10 protein-coding genes and 7 pseudogenes are annotated in these 16,066 nt (G+C 34.5%); 8 read left to right on the forward strand and 9 right to left on the reverse strand.

Features of this window, described 5'->3' with window-relative positions; genetic code table 11:
- Nucleotides 1–24: 24 nt before the first annotated feature.
- From AAGE00_RS04390 to AAGE00_RS04400, 3 genes and pseudogenes are all read right to left on the reverse strand, one after another.
- Entirely contained in the window at nucleotides 25–984 is a 960-nt protein-coding gene (locus tag AAGE00_RS04390; protein WP_341815149.1) for an IS5 family transposase, read from the reverse strand.
- Nucleotides 985–1,100: 116 nt separating this feature from the next.
- Nucleotides 1,101–1,343, reverse strand: a pseudogene (locus tag AAGE00_RS04395) (AAA family ATPase); the annotation flags it as partial.
- A gap of 52 nt (nucleotides 1,344–1,395) precedes the next feature.
- Nucleotides 1,396–1,884: a sigma-70 family RNA polymerase sigma factor gene (locus AAGE00_RS04400; protein WP_341815173.1), complete on the reverse strand. Its 489-nt coding sequence runs from the start codon at nucleotides 1,882–1,884 to the stop codon at nucleotides 1,396–1,398.
- A 102-nt stretch (nucleotides 1,885–1,986) separates the two neighbouring features.
- Between AAGE00_RS04400 and AAGE00_RS04405 the strand changes: the two genes are divergently transcribed.
- Entirely contained in the window at nucleotides 1,987–2,946 is a 960-nt protein-coding gene (locus AAGE00_RS04405; protein ID WP_341815149.1) for an IS5 family transposase, read from the forward strand.
- A 303-nt stretch (nucleotides 2,947–3,249) separates the two neighbouring features.
- A pseudogene (locus AAGE00_RS04410) lies at nucleotides 3,250–5,382 on the forward strand (AAA family ATPase).
- Between the two features lie 1,013 nt (nucleotides 5,383–6,395).
- Here AAGE00_RS04410 and rhuM read toward each other — a convergent pair.
- Nucleotides 6,396–7,357 (reverse strand): annotated as a pseudogene (gene rhuM, locus AAGE00_RS07945) (RhuM family protein).
- Nucleotides 7,358–8,005: 648 nt separating this feature from the next.
- Here rhuM and AAGE00_RS04440 point away from each other — a divergent pair.
- The 4 genes and pseudogenes from AAGE00_RS04440 to AAGE00_RS04455 all read left to right on the forward strand — a co-directional run.
- On the forward strand, nucleotides 8,006–8,506 hold the full coding sequence (locus AAGE00_RS04440) for a crossover junction endodeoxyribonuclease RuvC (RefSeq protein ID WP_265024759.1): 501 nt from the start codon (nucleotides 8,006–8,008) through the stop codon (nucleotides 8,504–8,506).
- A 70-nt stretch (nucleotides 8,507–8,576) separates the two neighbouring features.
- Entirely contained in the window at nucleotides 8,577–9,788 is a 1,212-nt protein-coding gene (locus tag AAGE00_RS04445; RefSeq protein ID WP_230609160.1) for a DNA modification methylase, read from the forward strand.
- 7 nt (nucleotides 9,789–9,795) lie between these two features.
- A complete protein-coding gene (locus AAGE00_RS04450) occupies nucleotides 9,796–10,272 on the forward strand; it encodes a hypothetical protein (protein WP_230609162.1) in 477 nt (158 codons plus the stop codon).
- Nucleotides 10,273–10,275: 3 nt separating this feature from the next.
- Nucleotides 10,276–10,624: pseudogene (locus tag AAGE00_RS04455) on the forward strand (ankyrin repeat domain-containing protein); the annotation flags it as partial.
- A 43-nt stretch (nucleotides 10,625–10,667) separates the two neighbouring features.
- Here the strand turns inward: AAGE00_RS04455 and AAGE00_RS07950 are convergent.
- The 4 genes and pseudogenes from AAGE00_RS07950 to AAGE00_RS04470 form a co-directional block, all read right to left on the reverse strand.
- Complete coding sequence (locus AAGE00_RS07950; RefSeq protein WP_353272237.1) at nucleotides 10,668–10,805, reverse strand: IS3 family transposase; 138 nt, start codon at nucleotides 10,803–10,805, stop codon at nucleotides 10,668–10,670.
- Between the two features lie 104 nt (nucleotides 10,806–10,909).
- Nucleotides 10,910–11,083: a DDE-type integrase/transposase/recombinase gene (locus tag AAGE00_RS04460; protein ID WP_230609163.1), complete on the reverse strand. Its 174-nt coding sequence runs from the start codon at nucleotides 11,081–11,083 to the stop codon at nucleotides 10,910–10,912.
- A gap of 415 nt (nucleotides 11,084–11,498) precedes the next feature.
- Nucleotides 11,499–11,798: a transposase gene (locus AAGE00_RS04465; protein WP_064085359.1), complete on the reverse strand. Its 300-nt coding sequence runs from the start codon at nucleotides 11,796–11,798 to the stop codon at nucleotides 11,499–11,501.
- A 201-nt stretch (nucleotides 11,799–11,999) separates the two neighbouring features.
- Nucleotides 12,000–12,197: pseudogene (locus AAGE00_RS04470) on the reverse strand (IS5/IS1182 family transposase); the annotation flags it as partial.
- 395 nt (nucleotides 12,198–12,592) lie between these two features.
- On the opposite strand from AAGE00_RS04470, the gene AAGE00_RS04475 reads away from it, so the two are divergent.
- A complete protein-coding gene (locus tag AAGE00_RS04475; RefSeq protein ID WP_230609167.1) occupies nucleotides 12,593–14,353 on the forward strand; it encodes a hypothetical protein in 1,761 nt (586 codons plus the stop codon).
- 225 nt (nucleotides 14,354–14,578) lie between these two features.
- Here the strand turns inward: AAGE00_RS04475 and AAGE00_RS04480 are convergent.
- Nucleotides 14,579–14,908: pseudogene (locus tag AAGE00_RS04480) on the reverse strand (IS481 family transposase); the annotation flags it as partial.
- Between the two features lie 227 nt (nucleotides 14,909–15,135).
- Between AAGE00_RS04480 and AAGE00_RS04485 the strand changes: the two are divergent.
- Nucleotides 15,136–15,949, forward strand: a pseudogene (locus tag AAGE00_RS04485) (IS982 family transposase).
- Nucleotides 15,950–16,066 lie beyond the last annotated feature (117 nt).

A 16,066-nucleotide genomic window follows, 5' to 3' on the forward strand; every position in this document is an offset into this window, starting at 1 on the left:
ATAGGCATGTAAATCACAGTGAATTTACGCAGCTAATTTAAATTCAGCCATACCTATATCAGTAAATTTGTTCAATAAGTAGCACTTAATTAACAGCTCTTTTTCACGATTTACCTCTGATTTATTTTTCAAGCCAAACCCAAATATTTGCTTCAACCTATAGAAAAAGACTTCAATATAAGACCGTGCTCCATACTTAACTTTTTTCTTCCATTCATTAATACCATCTTCATAATTCTCATATGACCTAATTCTACTAATATACTTGTTTCTTTCTGATAAGTAGTCAGCTAAACAAATTTTAGTATCCTTCCTAGGGCGAATAATAGGCACAATATTGTATTTTCTGCATTCTTTATACACACTTTTTATATCATAAGCCGCATCTGCTCGAATAGAACAAATGTTATATTTATCACTGACTTCTTCTAACATATCGCAGACCGGCAAATAGTCTACAGCAACACCACTAGTGTAGTTCATGCTTATTGCTTTCTTATCATTTATGTTTAAAACAACATGTAATTTTCTTACTTGACCATAACCACTGTATTTTCTTTTTCGAATATTAAGCTTACTATGCCCACCGTTATTATTGTAGATACTAACTCTAGTGCTATCTACGGCAATTTCAACATTTTCCAGATCATCTTTATTGCTTCTATGGTCATCAATCTTCAAATTAAGCTTTTTAAATCTTCTGGAAGCTTGTGTATAGCTGATAATCTTAAGTTTTTTGCCTATTTGTACCATATAACCTTTTACAAAACCTACAGCTTGTCTCAAGCCAATTCTAAAAAGATGAACTATTATGTGTATTAAAATTACAACTTTATCACTATAAGTGTTATTGCCACCTGCAACTTTTGGACTATTTTCATACCAATTTTCTATGGCTTGATTAACAAAATGAAAAACATTTCCTCTTTTTTTGAGAAACTCGTTATATTCTCTTTGGTTACTTACTCTCATTTTTTGTGGCATAAGTTGTACTTGTTTGAAAAATGCCTATTTTACAACAAAATTCGTTAGTAGCCATATATTAAAAAGCTTTTCTTCTTACAATAACCTCAACCAACACTAGCTATGCAACAAAGCCATGCAGGATTAGGACCACCAATAAGACAAGCAATGTCTCTGGCCTCATTCCAAGTGCGCATATTGATTGAATCTCCTTTCCAGTCTTGTACAGCTAGAAGTCCTGCTTCAAAATCAAGGCAAAGTGTTGTTGATTCATCGAGAGTTTTGAGTAAGCTAGTTTTACCAATTCCATAAGGGCCAAAGATTACTATCTTCACACCTGTGACTATTTTTGCTCTTTCTTCGCTGTTTATTATTTTCATGTTTTTACCTATATGCACTTATATATAAATTCACCAAATTTCAAAAAACTGTTCAATTTTTCTTATGCTTTTTTCCGTAAACAGGTGCAAATTTAGATCGCATTTTCTTGAAAATGTTGTACAAAGTAGTCCGTGACATATTGTTCATGTCTGCAACTTCAGCAATGCTGTGATGTTTAAGTTGTTCACATAAAACTTGCCACTTCTTTGGTAATTTTGAAATAATTTGCTCAACATCAATACGTAGTATCGTTTCATCTTCAAAGCAGTAACTTTCTTGTTGCACATTATTTTCAAGCTTAGGAGTAGTACGTGAGTGTTTACGGACTAGATTATTAATACGATTTTTAACAACTTGCTTAGCAAAGGTTGAAAGACTGCCCTTAGTTTTATCATACTGATCTATGCATGAAAGAAACTCACAGAAGAGGTCTTGTTCTATGTCTTCAATATCTTGATCAGTAAGCGATTTATAATATTTTGCGTAAAATTTTATTAAATTAACAACTTTAGGATCAATACCTGAATGGCTTTGTTGCATAGCTAGTGTTGGTTGAGGTTATTGTAAGAAGAAAAGCTTTTTAATATATGGCTACTAACGAATTTTGTTGTAAAATAGGCATTTTTCAAACAAGTACAACTTATGCCACAAAAAATGAGAGTAAGTAACCAAAGAGAATATAACGAGTTTCTCAAAAAAAGAGGAAATGTTTTTCATTTTGTTAATCAAGCCATAGAAAATTGGTATGAAAATAGTCCAAAAGTTGCAGGTGGCAATAACACTTATAGTGATAAAGTTGTAATTTTAATACACATAATAGTTCATCTTTTTAGAATTGGCTTGAGACAAGCTGTAGGTTTTGTAAAAGGTTATATGGTACAAATAGGCAAAAAACTTAAGATTATCAGCTATACACAAGCTTCCAGAAGATTTAAAAAGCTTAATTTGAAGATTGATGACCATAGAAGCAATAAAGATGATCTGGAAAATGTTGAAATTGCCGTAGATAGCACTAGAGTTAGTATCTACAATAATAACGGTGGGCATAGTAAGCTTAATATTCGAAAAAGAAAATACAGTGGTTATGGTCAAGTAAGAAAATTACATGTTGTTTTAAACATAAATGATAAGAAAGCAATAAGCATGAACTACACTAGTGGTGTTGCTGTAGACTATTTGCCGGTCTGCGATATGTTAGAAGAAGTCAGTGATAAATATAACATTTGTTCTATTCGAGCAGATGCGGCTTATGATATAAAAAGTGTGTATAAAGAATGCAGAAAATACAATATTGTGCCTATTATTCGCCCTAGGAAGGATACTAAAATTTGTTTAGCTGACTACTTATCAGAAAGAAACAAGTATATTAGTAGAATTAGGTCATATGAGAATTATGAAGATGGTATTAATGAATGGAAGAAAAAAGTTAAGTATGGAGCACGGTCTTATATTGAAGTCTTTTTCTATAGGTTGAAGCAAATATTTGGGTTTGGCTTGAAAAATAAATCAGAGGTAAATCGTGAAAAAGAGCTGTTAATTAAGTGCTACTTATTGAACAAATTTACTGATATAGGTATGGCTGAATTTAAATTAGCTGCGTAAATTCACTGTGATTTACATGCCTATCAGTGCTATGCAACAAAGCCTACCTGAATAAGAGTTTCGAGATTTCATAAGATGTGTCCTTAAATGAAAGACTTAAGGATGAAACTTTCTTAGTAAATATTGTAGGACATGAAAAAAATACCTCAGACAATCGTGAGTTTTTTACCCTCTGAAAACCTGGAATCTTTTTTCAAACCTCAGACACTCAAAACTTTGATCAGACAATGCACCTACGAACTGAACAGTTTTTGTAAATCCAGTGAATATATAGAACAAGACTTTCAACTTACAGGTAATTTCATGAGTGATTCATACAATGTTCAAGAACTTAAAGCACAACTTCTATTAAACTTAAGATCTTGTCTTTTGTACTTGCTACCTAACGGAACTTTTCACAAAAATGAGTTTCAAGTAGGTGATATATGGGGTAATAAAGGAAAAAGTTTAAGAGTAGAACTAAGTGGCAGTAGAGCCGGGTTATGGAATGATTTTGCAACTGGAGAAGGTGGTGACATTATCGACCTTTGGGCAGCTGTACATAGAAAGAATGCAAGGACAGAGTTTCCTGAGGTAATAGCTTCAATAAGTGAATGGCTCGGAAATAATAAAAAATACAGAGAGAAACAATATGTTGATGAAGACTTTGAGAAATTCATTACCCAAAGTTGGAATTATTATGATGAAAATGGTCAGGTGATTGTAAAAGTTTATCGTTCTGATCCTCCTGGAAAGAAAAAAGTATACAAGCCTTTTGATATCAAACAATCTAAGTTTGCATCACCAGAAATAAGGCCTCTATATAATATTCCAGAAATCTTAAAGTCTGATAAAATTGTTCTGGTGGAAGGGGAAAAATGTGCAGAAGCGCTGATAGAGAAGGGAATAACTGCAACAACAGCGATGTCTGGAGCAAATGCACCTATTGAGAAAACTGATTGGACTCCGCTAAAAGGTAAACACATTATTATATGGCCAGATAATGATGAAGCAGGTAAGAAATATGCTAAAAATGCTGAAAAAAAGCTTTTAGAAATCGGAGTTGAATCACTTGTTGTTCTTAATATTCCACAAAATAAAACAAAAGGCTGGGATGCTGCTGATTGTGTAGAGGAAGGTATAGATGTCAAAGAGTTTTTAACTTCAACTCCATGTATAAATTTACCTGCTACTGATATTCCAACTACTGATACTTCAAATATGAAAAGTTTAGAAAGACCCATAAAACAGCCACTTAATATTTTAGATTGGAGTGCAGAGCGCTTTGTAGGTCCAGTACCAGAGCAAAAATTTCTTGTTGAAGGGATATTTCCTTTGGGCGTTACTTCAATAGTTGCTGCTATGGGAGACACAGGAAAAGGAATGCTGCTACTTGATTTGGCTCTCAAAGTTGTAAATGATACAGATCAAATATGTGGTTTTGGTTCGCTTGTGACTGAACATGGATCAGTGGTAGTCTTTTTAGCAGAAGATGATGCAGGTGAAGTACATCGCCGCTTAGAACGACTTGACCCTAAATGTGAAAGATTAAAATATAAAGACAAACTATTTATTGTACCACTGCCAAACGTCAGAGGATCACTTACAATACTAAGAAACGTTCGTGGTAAAGTTGTCGAAGTTTCTCCTGAATTCGAATCTATAATAAAACAGCTCGAGAAAATTAAAGATCTGAAATTGATAGTATTTGATCCACTTGCTTAATTTATCCATGCAGATATAAATGCTGACCCAGCTGTAGGGGATTATCTGATGTGTCTATTGTCTGATCTAGCAAATAGTACTGGAGCTTCAATTGTTACTGCTCACCACATGAGAAAACCAAAAGGAGAAAAACCTATACTAACTGTTGAACAAGCAAGAGATGCAATAAGAGGTACCTCTGCTCTTGTTAATGGTGTTAGATGCTCATACGCTTTTTGGCCAATAGAAAATACAGCTAGGCTAGAGATCTTTAAGGCAGTAGGAGAAACACCAAGACAGAATGCTTTATTTCATGGGGCAGTTGTGAAGGCCAATGGGTTAGCTGATCGTACTGTAAGAACTTACCTAAGAAATCAGGAAACAGGGCTACTAGAAGATATAACAATACAACTAACAGTTAAAAATACTAGTGAAAAAGACCTTAAAATATGTCTTATCGATGCAGTTACACGATCTGCTGCTTCAGGGCATCCATTTACTCACACAGGAAGCACAGGAGTATATAAGCAACGCCATAGACTACCTGAAGTTTTTCACAGCATGGGAAGGGATAGACTAGAGCGTATGGTACAGGAACTTTTGCAGGTAAAGCAGTTAGTTAAAGTGATGTCTACAGGTTCAAGAGAGGATAAGTGGCTTGACATTCCAACTGGACCATTTGCTTGTGGTATAGGAAAATTCACTCTTGGAGCTGAAGATTTTAGCTATAGGGAAAATTTAATGTTAGGATAAGTCTTTTTTTATGGGTAAAAATATTTTAGAGTTTACCCAGTTTTCTCTATTGCCATTTCAATCTATATAGCTACTATCAATTTACATCCACTCAACTAGAACTTAGCACTTAAGAAATAGCACCATCAATGATTGTATTACATTCCTAATTCCTAGGTTCCTAAATCAGTAATTAGAAATCAGGAATCTAAATTCTGCGTGAGAGCTAGCTTTTTTGCCTACGTTCCTAAAAGCGTTCCTAGAAACCACATGTCTAAAGTCAGCCAGTGAGGCGGATTCTAGCTTCCTAAAACCCTTATATATTATATATATATAATAGTAATAAATAATAACAGTAATAATAAATATAAAATATATTGGATAAATAGAAATGAAGAAGACCTAGAGAGATTACCACAAAACATTACTTAAATTTAATGAAAAAAATACAACCTTGAGGCAATTGCATTTAGTGCGAATTTAAAGTGATTATACGACTCCAGGGTACAATTATACTACCAAGAACTAAGTTACTTATGTAAGGCAGCTTAAAACTCGATTATGAGGCATTTCTAAATTATCTTTTACCTTAAACTTTTACTTGCTACAAAAAACCTCAGCTTATTCTATCATATTTCTTATTTATTGTAAAATACTTTTTCAAAAAAGTGAACAGTTTTTGTAATTTCGGTGAATATATATCACCAGAGCTGGTTATTTTGGAGGTCTTATTGAAATATAACTATTTTCATCTAAAACTCTTAAGTTGAATTTTTAGGTAATCTCTATAAATAATTTGTAGATGAATCTAAAGGAAAAAAGTTTGGAGTTGCTGCTATAAAAGAAGAAACAGAAGCTACCTTAAAATGGAGACAAAGATCAAAATTTATTTATTTACGTCTCCAGGTTTATCTAGTATAATGGAGACAAAGATTTATGTTTTCACTATTTATTGGCAGATAGGGCTTTCTAAAGGGTGGTTCACCCCCCTTGAAATTAAAACAAAAGCAAGATGTCAAACACAGATAGCTCAACTACAAGCTGGTTTTTGTTGTAGTTATTTTCTCACTTTCTTTACTTGCTTTAATTAATTCATCAAAGTCAGATTCATGTAATTTATCTTGTATAACTCTATACTTTTCGTATTCTCCTTCAGCTAGAGCTTTTGCAACTTCAGCACTCAGCATCTTTAAGTACTTCATAATCATTGAACAATAGAAATGCATCCAACTTTTCAACCCAATTCTGCATTTTTATTAGCCGATGCTTTCTTGCTTGAAGTTCCGCATAATCTAGGAAACAATATGCACTCAACTCTTTTTCAGTCAAGTAGTTTTTTGCAGTACTCACATCACTCTTATGAATTTTGTTGCCAGAACCATCTTTCCATGTAGTTAGCCCAATATTTGGTTTTTTGTGGTCAACTCGAGAGCTCTGCTGCAGTTAGGCCATCAATATAATTTATTCTGTACTTTTGCATAAAATTGTTTTGTTATTTCTGAATTTGGATCATAGTCTGCAGAGCATTCAGCATAAATGTCAGTAATCTTCTGGTAAAACCTACGTTCGGATGCTCCTGATTTTTTCAAGTAATTCATTGAAGTAGTCTTTACCAAACTTTGGGCCGTTTTTTAGCCGTTCGCTATCTAATGCAAATCCTTTGATCTTTAAAATTTTCGTAGCCCATACTCTAAAAGATGTAGCCTTTTTAGAATTAACTCGATAACCAATAGCTATCCAAATTATAAAATTGTGTAGGGTACTGTTTACCATCCTCAGCAGTATTCCGGAAAATCCGGATAACTGAATCTTTATCTAACTCTTGACTAGCAAATATGTTCTGTAAATGCTCACTAATTGTTCTAATATTAACATCAAACAACTCCGCCATTCTTTTTTGTGTAAGCCAAATGTTTTCATCTCGATACAAAACATCAATTCTCACATCTCCATCTGGAGTTGTATATAATAAAATTTCGTTTTCATTTATTATCATATCTACTCTACCTTACTTCAAATAGCATATAGGTTATTTGTAAAAAAGACAAGCAACTGTAAAACTCTAAAAATAGAGAACTATCTACTTTATTCTTTAGCTGGTAAGCAGTTTTGAAATTATTTTAACTTTTTTTCAAAAAATCCCGGAAAAAGTAGTAAGAAATCCGGTATATATATATTATAGAAGGGCATTGATGCAGTTTGTGGATGCGCTTCAAATACAAAAACTTTAAGTGTCAATCCGAAACTCGGCAAACAAACATTGAGTAGATTTGTATTTTTTTAGATAAGGTAAAAACTTCGTTTTAAAGCTAGATGTGATTTTATAGATAATTAACAACAGCAATTCACCAAAGAACGCACGTAGTACCCTCTAAAATTTAATTAAATGGCATTGTCGGTAATCTTACTACTGCAGAACAAATCTCCGTTTAAGTCTAACACGATTTTTATCCTTTGCAAAAAAAAAGTGAACAGTTTTCGTAATTTTGGTGAATATATATAACAAGAAAACAACTTTCTGCAGTAGCACATGATTCTCGAATTTCCGTTGTTGGCCAACAAAAAAACTATAAACCGCTTTTTGATAGTACGTTCGAGGAACCAAACGATATTTTGGAATCAGTGCTACTTATAGTTTTAAATAATGTCAATCCTAACACTGGACCTCGGTAAACAGACAGGCTGGGCAATTCTAACAGATGGAGTAATTGAAAGTGGCAGCAAAAGCTTTCATGGTAGCCGTTTCAGTGGAGGTGGAATGTGTTTCTTAAACTTTCGTAATTGGCTTAATTCTTTGAAACATGAGTTCACTGCAGTGTATTTTGAAGAAGTGAGAAGACATCTAGGAACTGATGCAGCTCATTGCTATGGTGGTTTTCTTGCAGTGCTGTCTGCTTGGTGTGAAGAGAACAATATTCCTTACCAAGGTGTTAATGTTAAAACTATAAAACGCTTTATAACAGGCAAAGGCAATGCAAGTAAGAGTGAAGTTATTGAAGCGATACGTGAAAAAAGTTTTTCACCTAGAGATGATAATGAGGCCGATGCTTTGGCATTAATGTTCTATATTAGTAAAGATATTAATAAGACAAAAACCCATAAAAAGTGGGTCCTTTCGGCCATAATGGCGGGTTTGGTGGGTTAGACCTCAGGCCTTCTTTAGCGTCAGACATATTTTGAATATTAACCTTTTAATTATTAAGAATTTAAATTATATGAATTTAGCAATCCACTACTATCCTGTTGAAAACCTCGTCGAATATAAGCGTAATCCTCGTAAAAATGATGACGTAGTAAATAGAATGTGTGCTTCAATCAGGGAATTCGGCTTTCGTATACCAATAGTTGCAAAAAGCGATGGAACTGTGGTTGATGGTCATTTAAGACTTAAAGCAGCAAGAAAACTTGGTATGGAAAGTATTCCAGTAGTCCTCAGTGATAATCTAAATGAACCACAAACCAAAGCTTTTCGATTGCTGGCAAATCAATCAGCTAATTGGGCAAAGTGGGATGATGAGCTTTTGAAAGTAGAAATTCAAGAGTTAGAAGATTTACAGTTTGACTTAAAAATGACAGGGTTTGAATTAGAAAAAGTTCAACATTTCCTTGATGATTTAGATAGTGAAAAAGAAGATCTTTCTGACTTAGTTGTTGATGACAAAAAGGTAGAAATAACAAAACCAGGTGATTTATGGATTTTAGGTGATCATCGAATCTATTGTGGTGATAGCTCTGTAGTTGAATCATATAAAGCGCTGTTAGATGATAAAATGGCAGACATTACTGTTTGTGATCCTCCATATAACGTTGATTATGGTAATAGCCAAGACAAAAAGATATTAAATGATAATCAAGGTGAAAAGTACGAACTTTTTCTCTATGACATCTGTTCCCATATTTTAGCATATACGAAAGGTGCAATTTACATCTGCATATCATCATCAGAGTTTTCAACGTTGCAAAAAGCATTTGAAGAGGCAGGAGGAAAATGGTCAACATTTATCATTTGGGCAAAGAATCATTTTACGCTAGGCAGGTCTGATTATCAAAGACAATACGAAGCAATGCTCTATGGATGGAAAAGCGGCAATAAACGTGAGTGGCATGGTGGTAGAAATCAAAGTGATCTGTGGTTTTATGATAAGCCAACGCATAATACACTACATCCAACGATGAAGCCAGTAGAGCTAATGGAGAGAGCAATAGTAAACAGCAGCAGACCAGGAGACATAGTACTTGATCCATTTAGCGGTTCTGGAAGTACACTGATTGCATGTGAGAGAACAGGAAGAATTTGCAGAACAATAGAGCTAGATTCAAAATTTGTAGATGTAACCATAAAACGTTGGCAAATATATACCGGAAGAGATGCCATTTTAGCCGGTACTGGTAAAACTTTTGCAGAAATTCAAGGAGAAAAACAGTAGGAAAAAAGTGAAAATTACACAAACAGAATGGGCAAGAGAGATAGGAGTATCAAAGCAATATGTCTGTTATTTAGTAAAGAAAGGAATAGTTGAGTTGGAGGATGGTTTGATCAATAGAGAACAAGCAAATGAAGCAGTAGCGGCAATAAGAGATCCAAGTCAGCCACTGAGGAGGAAAAATCCAGAAAACGAAAATACAAGTAACCTTTCCACGATGTTGCTAAAAACTAGAATAAAAAATGAAATGGAACGTGGTAAACTGCTTGAGGCAAAAGCTAGGGCTGAGATTGGTGAACTTGTAGCAGTAGAGGAAGTAAAAACTGAAGCATTTAATGTAGCAAGAGTTGTCCGTAATAATCTGCTTAATATTCCAAATAGAGTGTCAGCACTACTTGCATCACTGAGTGACACTGAAAAGATTCATATGGCGCTAACCGAAGAGATTACAAACTCATTACAAGAATTATCTAATATTAAGTTTTAAATAATGTCTGCTAACTTAAGTTTAGAATTAATAAAGTGTCTAACCTGGATTAGATGTTAATGTCAGAGGATTAAATGGAAAGACACCGCTACATTATGCAGTAGAAATTAACGAGCTTAGTATGGTTGCGCTCTTACTCAATAGGAAAAATATTAATCCACTGATCACTGATGATGATGGTAAAAGTGCGCTCTCTTGTGCAAGAAAAGATAGCTTACTTCATTTAGCTGCGATGTTGAATGAAGCAAATGCTGTAAGGTTTTTACTCAACAAAGGAGTTAATGTTAATGAGCAGAATGCTTTACTACATACACCGTTACACTTAGCATCAGGAGCTGGACATGAAGAAATTGACCTTACCCAGAAAAAGTAGACAGGTAGTTAAGACGTTTTTTTCATGAAAATGATGAATCAAATTTTTCAGGAATGCAATAGTTAATAGTAGAATGTCTACGTTGTTTGTTATAAAAAATTTCTATGTATTCAAATATTGCGGTTCTAGCTTGTTGTGCGGAGTGTTGTGAGGTATCAATGAGTAATTCCCTCTTTAGTGAACTAAAAAAGCTCTCCGAAACAGCATTATCGTAACTTTGTGACTCATGCTAGAAATAATACTTTTTGTATTCAGTAAAAATCTCTAATTTTTAGAGGTGTACTGTGATCCTTGATCGCTATGAAATAGTAGATTTTTAACGGGTTTGCGCCTATCAACAGCCATCAATAAAGCATCTATAACTAATTGCTTATTTATTGAATTACTCATTGACCAACCAACTACCATGCGTGAATATAAATCTATTATTGCTGCCAAATATAGCCATCCTTCGTTGGTGTTTATGTATGTAATCCCATATCTTGTTTGGCTGATCAGTGGTGAAATTCTGATCCAATATGTTAGGAGTTATAACTCTATTGTCTGTTTGAAGTTTCTTAGTCTTAAACCTTCGTCTAAGTTGGGCTTGAATGCCATTTTCCTGCATAACATTTTGCACTGTTTTGATGTTATAATTTTTACCTAAAACCTTTAATTCAGCGTGGAGCTCCGTATCTGCATTGTGACGCTTGATATATCTTTTGAATATCTTTTATGAGCTCTTCTCTTGTTGATTTTTTATTACTTTTTTCCTTAGAAATCCATTTATAATAACCACAAGCAGATACGTTCAAAAACCTGCATAGCTCTCTTATTTTACAGCAGTTTTCATGCTCTTTTATAAAAGAATATTTCACTCTTTTTGGTTTGCAAAATATCCCAGGGCTTTTTTTAAAATATCTCTTTCTCTAGTTACTCTTGCCAGTTCTTTCTTTAAATCAAACTTTTCTTTGTCGCAATGAGCTACTTTCCCTTTTCCTGGAAACGCATCTACTCCAGACATTCTATCATTGTATGTTTTTACCCATCTGCTTAATGAATCACCGCTAATACCCAAATCTCTTGCTATTTTTGCTGATGATTGACCTGTTTCTTTTACTAGTCTTATAGCTTCAATTTTGAATTCTGCTGTATATTCTTTTCTTTTTGTCATACTACACCTCTTTGAAAAAACGTTTTATTTTACTTCAAAAACGTCTTAACTACCTGTCTACTTTTTCTGGGTAAGGTCAATTTTTTATAACAAACAACGTAGACATTCTACTATTAACTATTGCATTCCTGAAAAATTTGATTCATCATTTTCATGAAAAAAACGTCTTAACTACCTGTCTACTTTTTCTGGGTAAGGTCAGTACAAAATTACGCAAAATAACTTATCTTCCAGAGTTGGTAGTTGTGATCTTCTACCATGGCACTTTTTCTGTTTTTCAAGTTTTTTCCACTCAGACCTCACTTTTTCCACCACCTTTTCAAACTCCTCTATAGTTAAACCTGTTATATTACGAAAGTTTCTTGGGTGCTTCTTCATTTTATAGTAACTAAAGCTCATTTTTTACCTTACTTGATCTGCTTATTCTTCTTCTACCTCTCTTACATCACTTTTTCAATCACCTTTTGCAGAAGGTCTTGAGATGAAAATAGTTAAGACCTATATTTGATATCACTATTATAAGAGCATGATGCTTTAAAGGAGTGGAAAACTGCTGAAGTTTTACAGCAAACCTGCATATAGCTGTTTCATACCAAGTTTCATTGGTAGTAGAACAAATGAAAAAGAGCTCTTTTTCCCTCTAATTTGGAGAGTTAAGCAAATTTATAACTTGTTCCATTTTTTTCCAATAGTGAATGTTTGGTATAAAACATTGTTAATTTAAAATAATTGTTGAAGTACTTATGATATTGGCTTACAATGAGCTGAGCACGTATGTTATTAGGTATAAAGAAATGGACAATAGTATAGTTCTCTTCTTGTTAAATTGTTTGAAGAACAAGCTTAAGTCGTTGTTCGATGTTAGTAGAAGTTTGAATGAACAGGTGGATCAATTGCAATCTGTAGCGCTAGCGACAAAAGATGAATTTATTCAAAAGTGTTCCAGTGATAATGATTTTAGAGCTTTATGGAGTTTGTGCTACAATCTGAAAGAATCCTCCGGGCTTGTGTCTTTCAATGCTGAGGATTTTTATAGGCTTGTTTCCTCTGGTGAAGCATTAGGATCAATACCACGATTTGATTCTAATAAGCAGGATTTTGTTAGTCTTTTGGAAAGCTTTTCTCAATCTATCAGTACTTTTTCTTCTATGGTAGAGGGTTTGGAGACTTCCATTGAGAAAGGGGATCGCTTGTACTCTTCCTTCAAAAAGCTAATCCATTCTGTCCGTGATGCTTCGTCAGATGTTTCTAATCTGCTCAGATTTGCCAAATCGGAAAGTAAGGAACAAGTCTTTCGTCGTGCAATTGATCTGTGTTTCCTGGAGATGGAAGGAAGAAAAGTACCTAGGGACATGGGTGCTACTTCTAGAGAGAAATCAAGTTCAGAAAGTAGACCATTCTCTTCCAAAACAGCTGGTAGCGATGAATATAGGACAGTACGTTTTACACGACAAGACTCTTCAAGTAGGAGTGAAAGTTACCGTAAAAGGTTGGATTCTGAAAACTATAAGTCAGTCTCTAAGGACACAGGTGCTATTTCTAGGGAGAAACTAAGATCAGAAGGCAGACTATCTTCGTCTAGAACAGCTGATAGCGATAAATGTAGGACAGCCTCTCTTACACGACAAGACTCTTCAAGTAGGAGTAAAAGTTACCGTAAAAGGTTGGATTCTGAAAACCATAAGTCAGTCTCTAAGGACACAGGTGCTATTTCTAGGGAGAAACTAAGTTCAGAAGGCAGGCCATCTTCCTCTAGAACAGCTGATAGCGATAAATATAGGACAGCGTCTCTTACACGACAAGACTCTTCAAGTAGGAGTGAGAGCTATCGTGAAAGGTTGGGTTCTGAAAACTGTAAGGCAGTCTCTAATGGTGTGGGTGCTATTTCCGAAGAGAAACCAAGTTCAGAAAGTAAATCATCTTCGTCCAGAGCGGCTGATAGTGATGAACATGGGACAGTGCTTTTTACACGACAAGACTCTTCGAGTGGTAATGAAAGTCGTGGAAAGGTGAGAAATAAAAGATGTGAGAGTTTTTCTGATGTTGGCAAGCCATATGATAGAGTAGGAGGCAGAAGTGGCCGTCAAGGTTTTGCGGATAGAGATCACTTTTCAGTGTACCAGCCCCCGCTTTATTTCAACCGTCCACCTGCATTACATCCATTTTTTAGGCCCTTTCACCCCTTTCCTAATCGTTTTCGTCCACCTTTTCAAGGCTTCCCATTTCCCATGTCACGTCACCAGTTCTTGCCTAGTTACCATAGCATGCCTAATCTTTCTAGACGTCCTAATGTTTTTCCTACTTCTCCTCCTGTTTCAGATATTGTTCATGGTAGTACTTCTTTCTTGTACGGTAGTAGTTCTTGCTCTAGAAATGTATCCCCTCTTGCTAGCTCTACTACTAGTATAAGTAATATTGATTCTGATGAAAATGTATCACCTGTTGCTAGTGTAAGTAATGTTGATTCTATATCCTCTCTTTCTGATAACGTTCCCTCTGGTATGTTACAGGACGCACAATGTTGTCAAGAATCTAAGAAGGATCTTGCGCGGTAAAATATCACTTATTGTGAAGAGAGGTCTTGTTGTTTCTGTTCTTGATTTTTTCAGTTAACCTTGTCTATGTGGGTTGAGTTGCATGATGAGCTTGCCTCTTTACATGTATTAACTGCTTCAAGGCATGTAGGATATTACTATTTTTGTATCCGTTCAGGAGATTGGCAGAATAGGATAGACAAGGAATCTAAAAAGATAACCATAGAGCAAAATATATTAAACCTTTTAGATGTATGGCCCCAGAATATGATGGCATGGATTAACTATAAACAACTCTGGAGATTTTGTCCACTTTGTACATATGAATTCAAAAGGTGTTTAAACCCTTGAGAGTTTTAAGTCTTTTCGCATAGTGATAGGCTATAACGAAGTTATAGAGATGCTCTTTAAGTTGTTGATGTGACTTATAGTAATATTTCTTGACTGTTGAATTGTGTTCTATTCAATAAGCTCAACCTGCCCATTAGTTGACTGGTGGCTGACTTTTGTTAAGCGATGTTCGATATTATTTTCTTCATAAACATGATCAAATATATGTTTGAAAGCATAATTATGGTGCATTGAATGGTTTGAGCATCTTTAGTGAATGAGCGTTTTTTCCACTTAACAATAGTTTTGGAGTTGAGGTTATAGTGTTTAGAGAGTTTTGCTATACTATCTTGTATTGCTCTAAGAACCCCAGTTATGGATTAGAAAACAGATAAAAGTAGAATTAATAAAGAGGGAAATAGGGTAAACTCAAGTATTTTAGCAATAATTTAAGAGGTTACCCATGAAGAAAGATATTTTACTGCTGCGTCGAGGATTTTTGTCGTGTAGTAGATGAAAATTTTGCAAATAAGTTCTTATCAAATGGCAAAAAACCAACCAGAAATAGCGCACTCAGAAATACTAACCATAATCCTGTTATACCACCAATCGCCATGTAAAAACTTCAAGGCTTTTTATCTTTGTTACCTTAAGTTACTCTATAGATCAGAATTTTCAAAGATGCCTTCATATCACAGATTTATTGCCTTAAAGCCGAGAGTTTTACGGATTACTTCTTCAATGGTTCTGCGAACAAGCGAAAATCTTCCTACATTGACACTTCTACGATTGCCGTTTGCCACAAAAAAAGAATCTCTAGGAACAAAGTTTTTGATGGTTTAGCAGAAATTGGTAAGAGCACGTGTGGTTGGTTTTTTGGCTTTAAATTGCACTTGGTGATTAACGAAATTGGAATCACTTACTCTAACCAAAGGTAACGTTGATGACAGAAAACCTGTGCCAACTATAACTAAAAGACTGACAGGACTTTTGTTCGGAGATAAAGGCTATATCAAGAAGGAGCTCTTTGAGGAACTCTTCGATAGAGGTTTAAAGCTTGTCACTAAAGTGAAAAAAGGCATGAAAAACGCACTAGTCTCACTAAAAGAGAAGATTTTATTGAGAAAAAGGTCGATTATTGAGACAGTCTTTGGTTGTTTAAAAAATAAATTTGAGCTTCGGCACAGATCGCCAATAAATTTTCTGGTACATATTTTTTCTACATTAATTTCATATTCCATGCAGTCAAAAAAGCCTTCTATTTCTAAGTTTTATTGCCTTGGTTAATCCATAACTGGGGTTTTAGTATTTTACCCAGGAGTACTGAAATGGCACGAACATCGACATTTGCACAGAAGTTGGAAAAGTAGTCAAGTTGTATCTATAATAAGTTAAGTACTTATA

The organism is Wolbachia endosymbiont (group B) of Aricia artaxerxes (assembly GCF_964026975.1).
Taxonomy (GTDB): domain Bacteria; phylum Pseudomonadota; class Alphaproteobacteria; order Rickettsiales; family Anaplasmataceae; genus Wolbachia.

Excerpts from the sequence above, each read along its gene's own strand:
- AAGE00_RS04465 (WP_064085359.1), bottom strand. The coding sequence starts at position 11,798 with ATGACAAAAAGAAAAGAATATACAGCAGAATTCAAAATTGAAGCTATA.
- AAGE00_RS04405 (WP_341815149.1), top strand. The coding sequence starts at position 1,987 with ATGCCACAAAAAATGAGAGTAAGTAACCAAAGAGAATATAACGAGTTT.
- AAGE00_RS04475 (WP_230609167.1), top strand. The coding sequence starts at position 12,593 with ATGGACAATAGTATAGTTCTCTTCTTGTTAAATTGTTTGAAGAACAAG.
- AAGE00_RS04390 (WP_341815149.1), bottom strand. The coding sequence starts at position 984 with ATGCCACAAAAAATGAGAGTAAGTAACCAAAGAGAATATAACGAGTTT.
- AAGE00_RS04440 (WP_265024759.1), top strand. The coding sequence starts at position 8,006 with ATGTCAATCCTAACACTGGACCTCGGTAAACAGACAGGCTGGGCAATT.
- AAGE00_RS04445 (WP_230609160.1), top strand. The coding sequence starts at position 8,577 with ATGAATTTAGCAATCCACTACTATCCTGTTGAAAACCTCGTCGAATAT.
- AAGE00_RS04400 (WP_341815173.1), bottom strand. The coding sequence starts at position 1,884 with ATGCAACAAAGCCATTCAGGTATTGATCCTAAAGTTGTTAATTTAATA.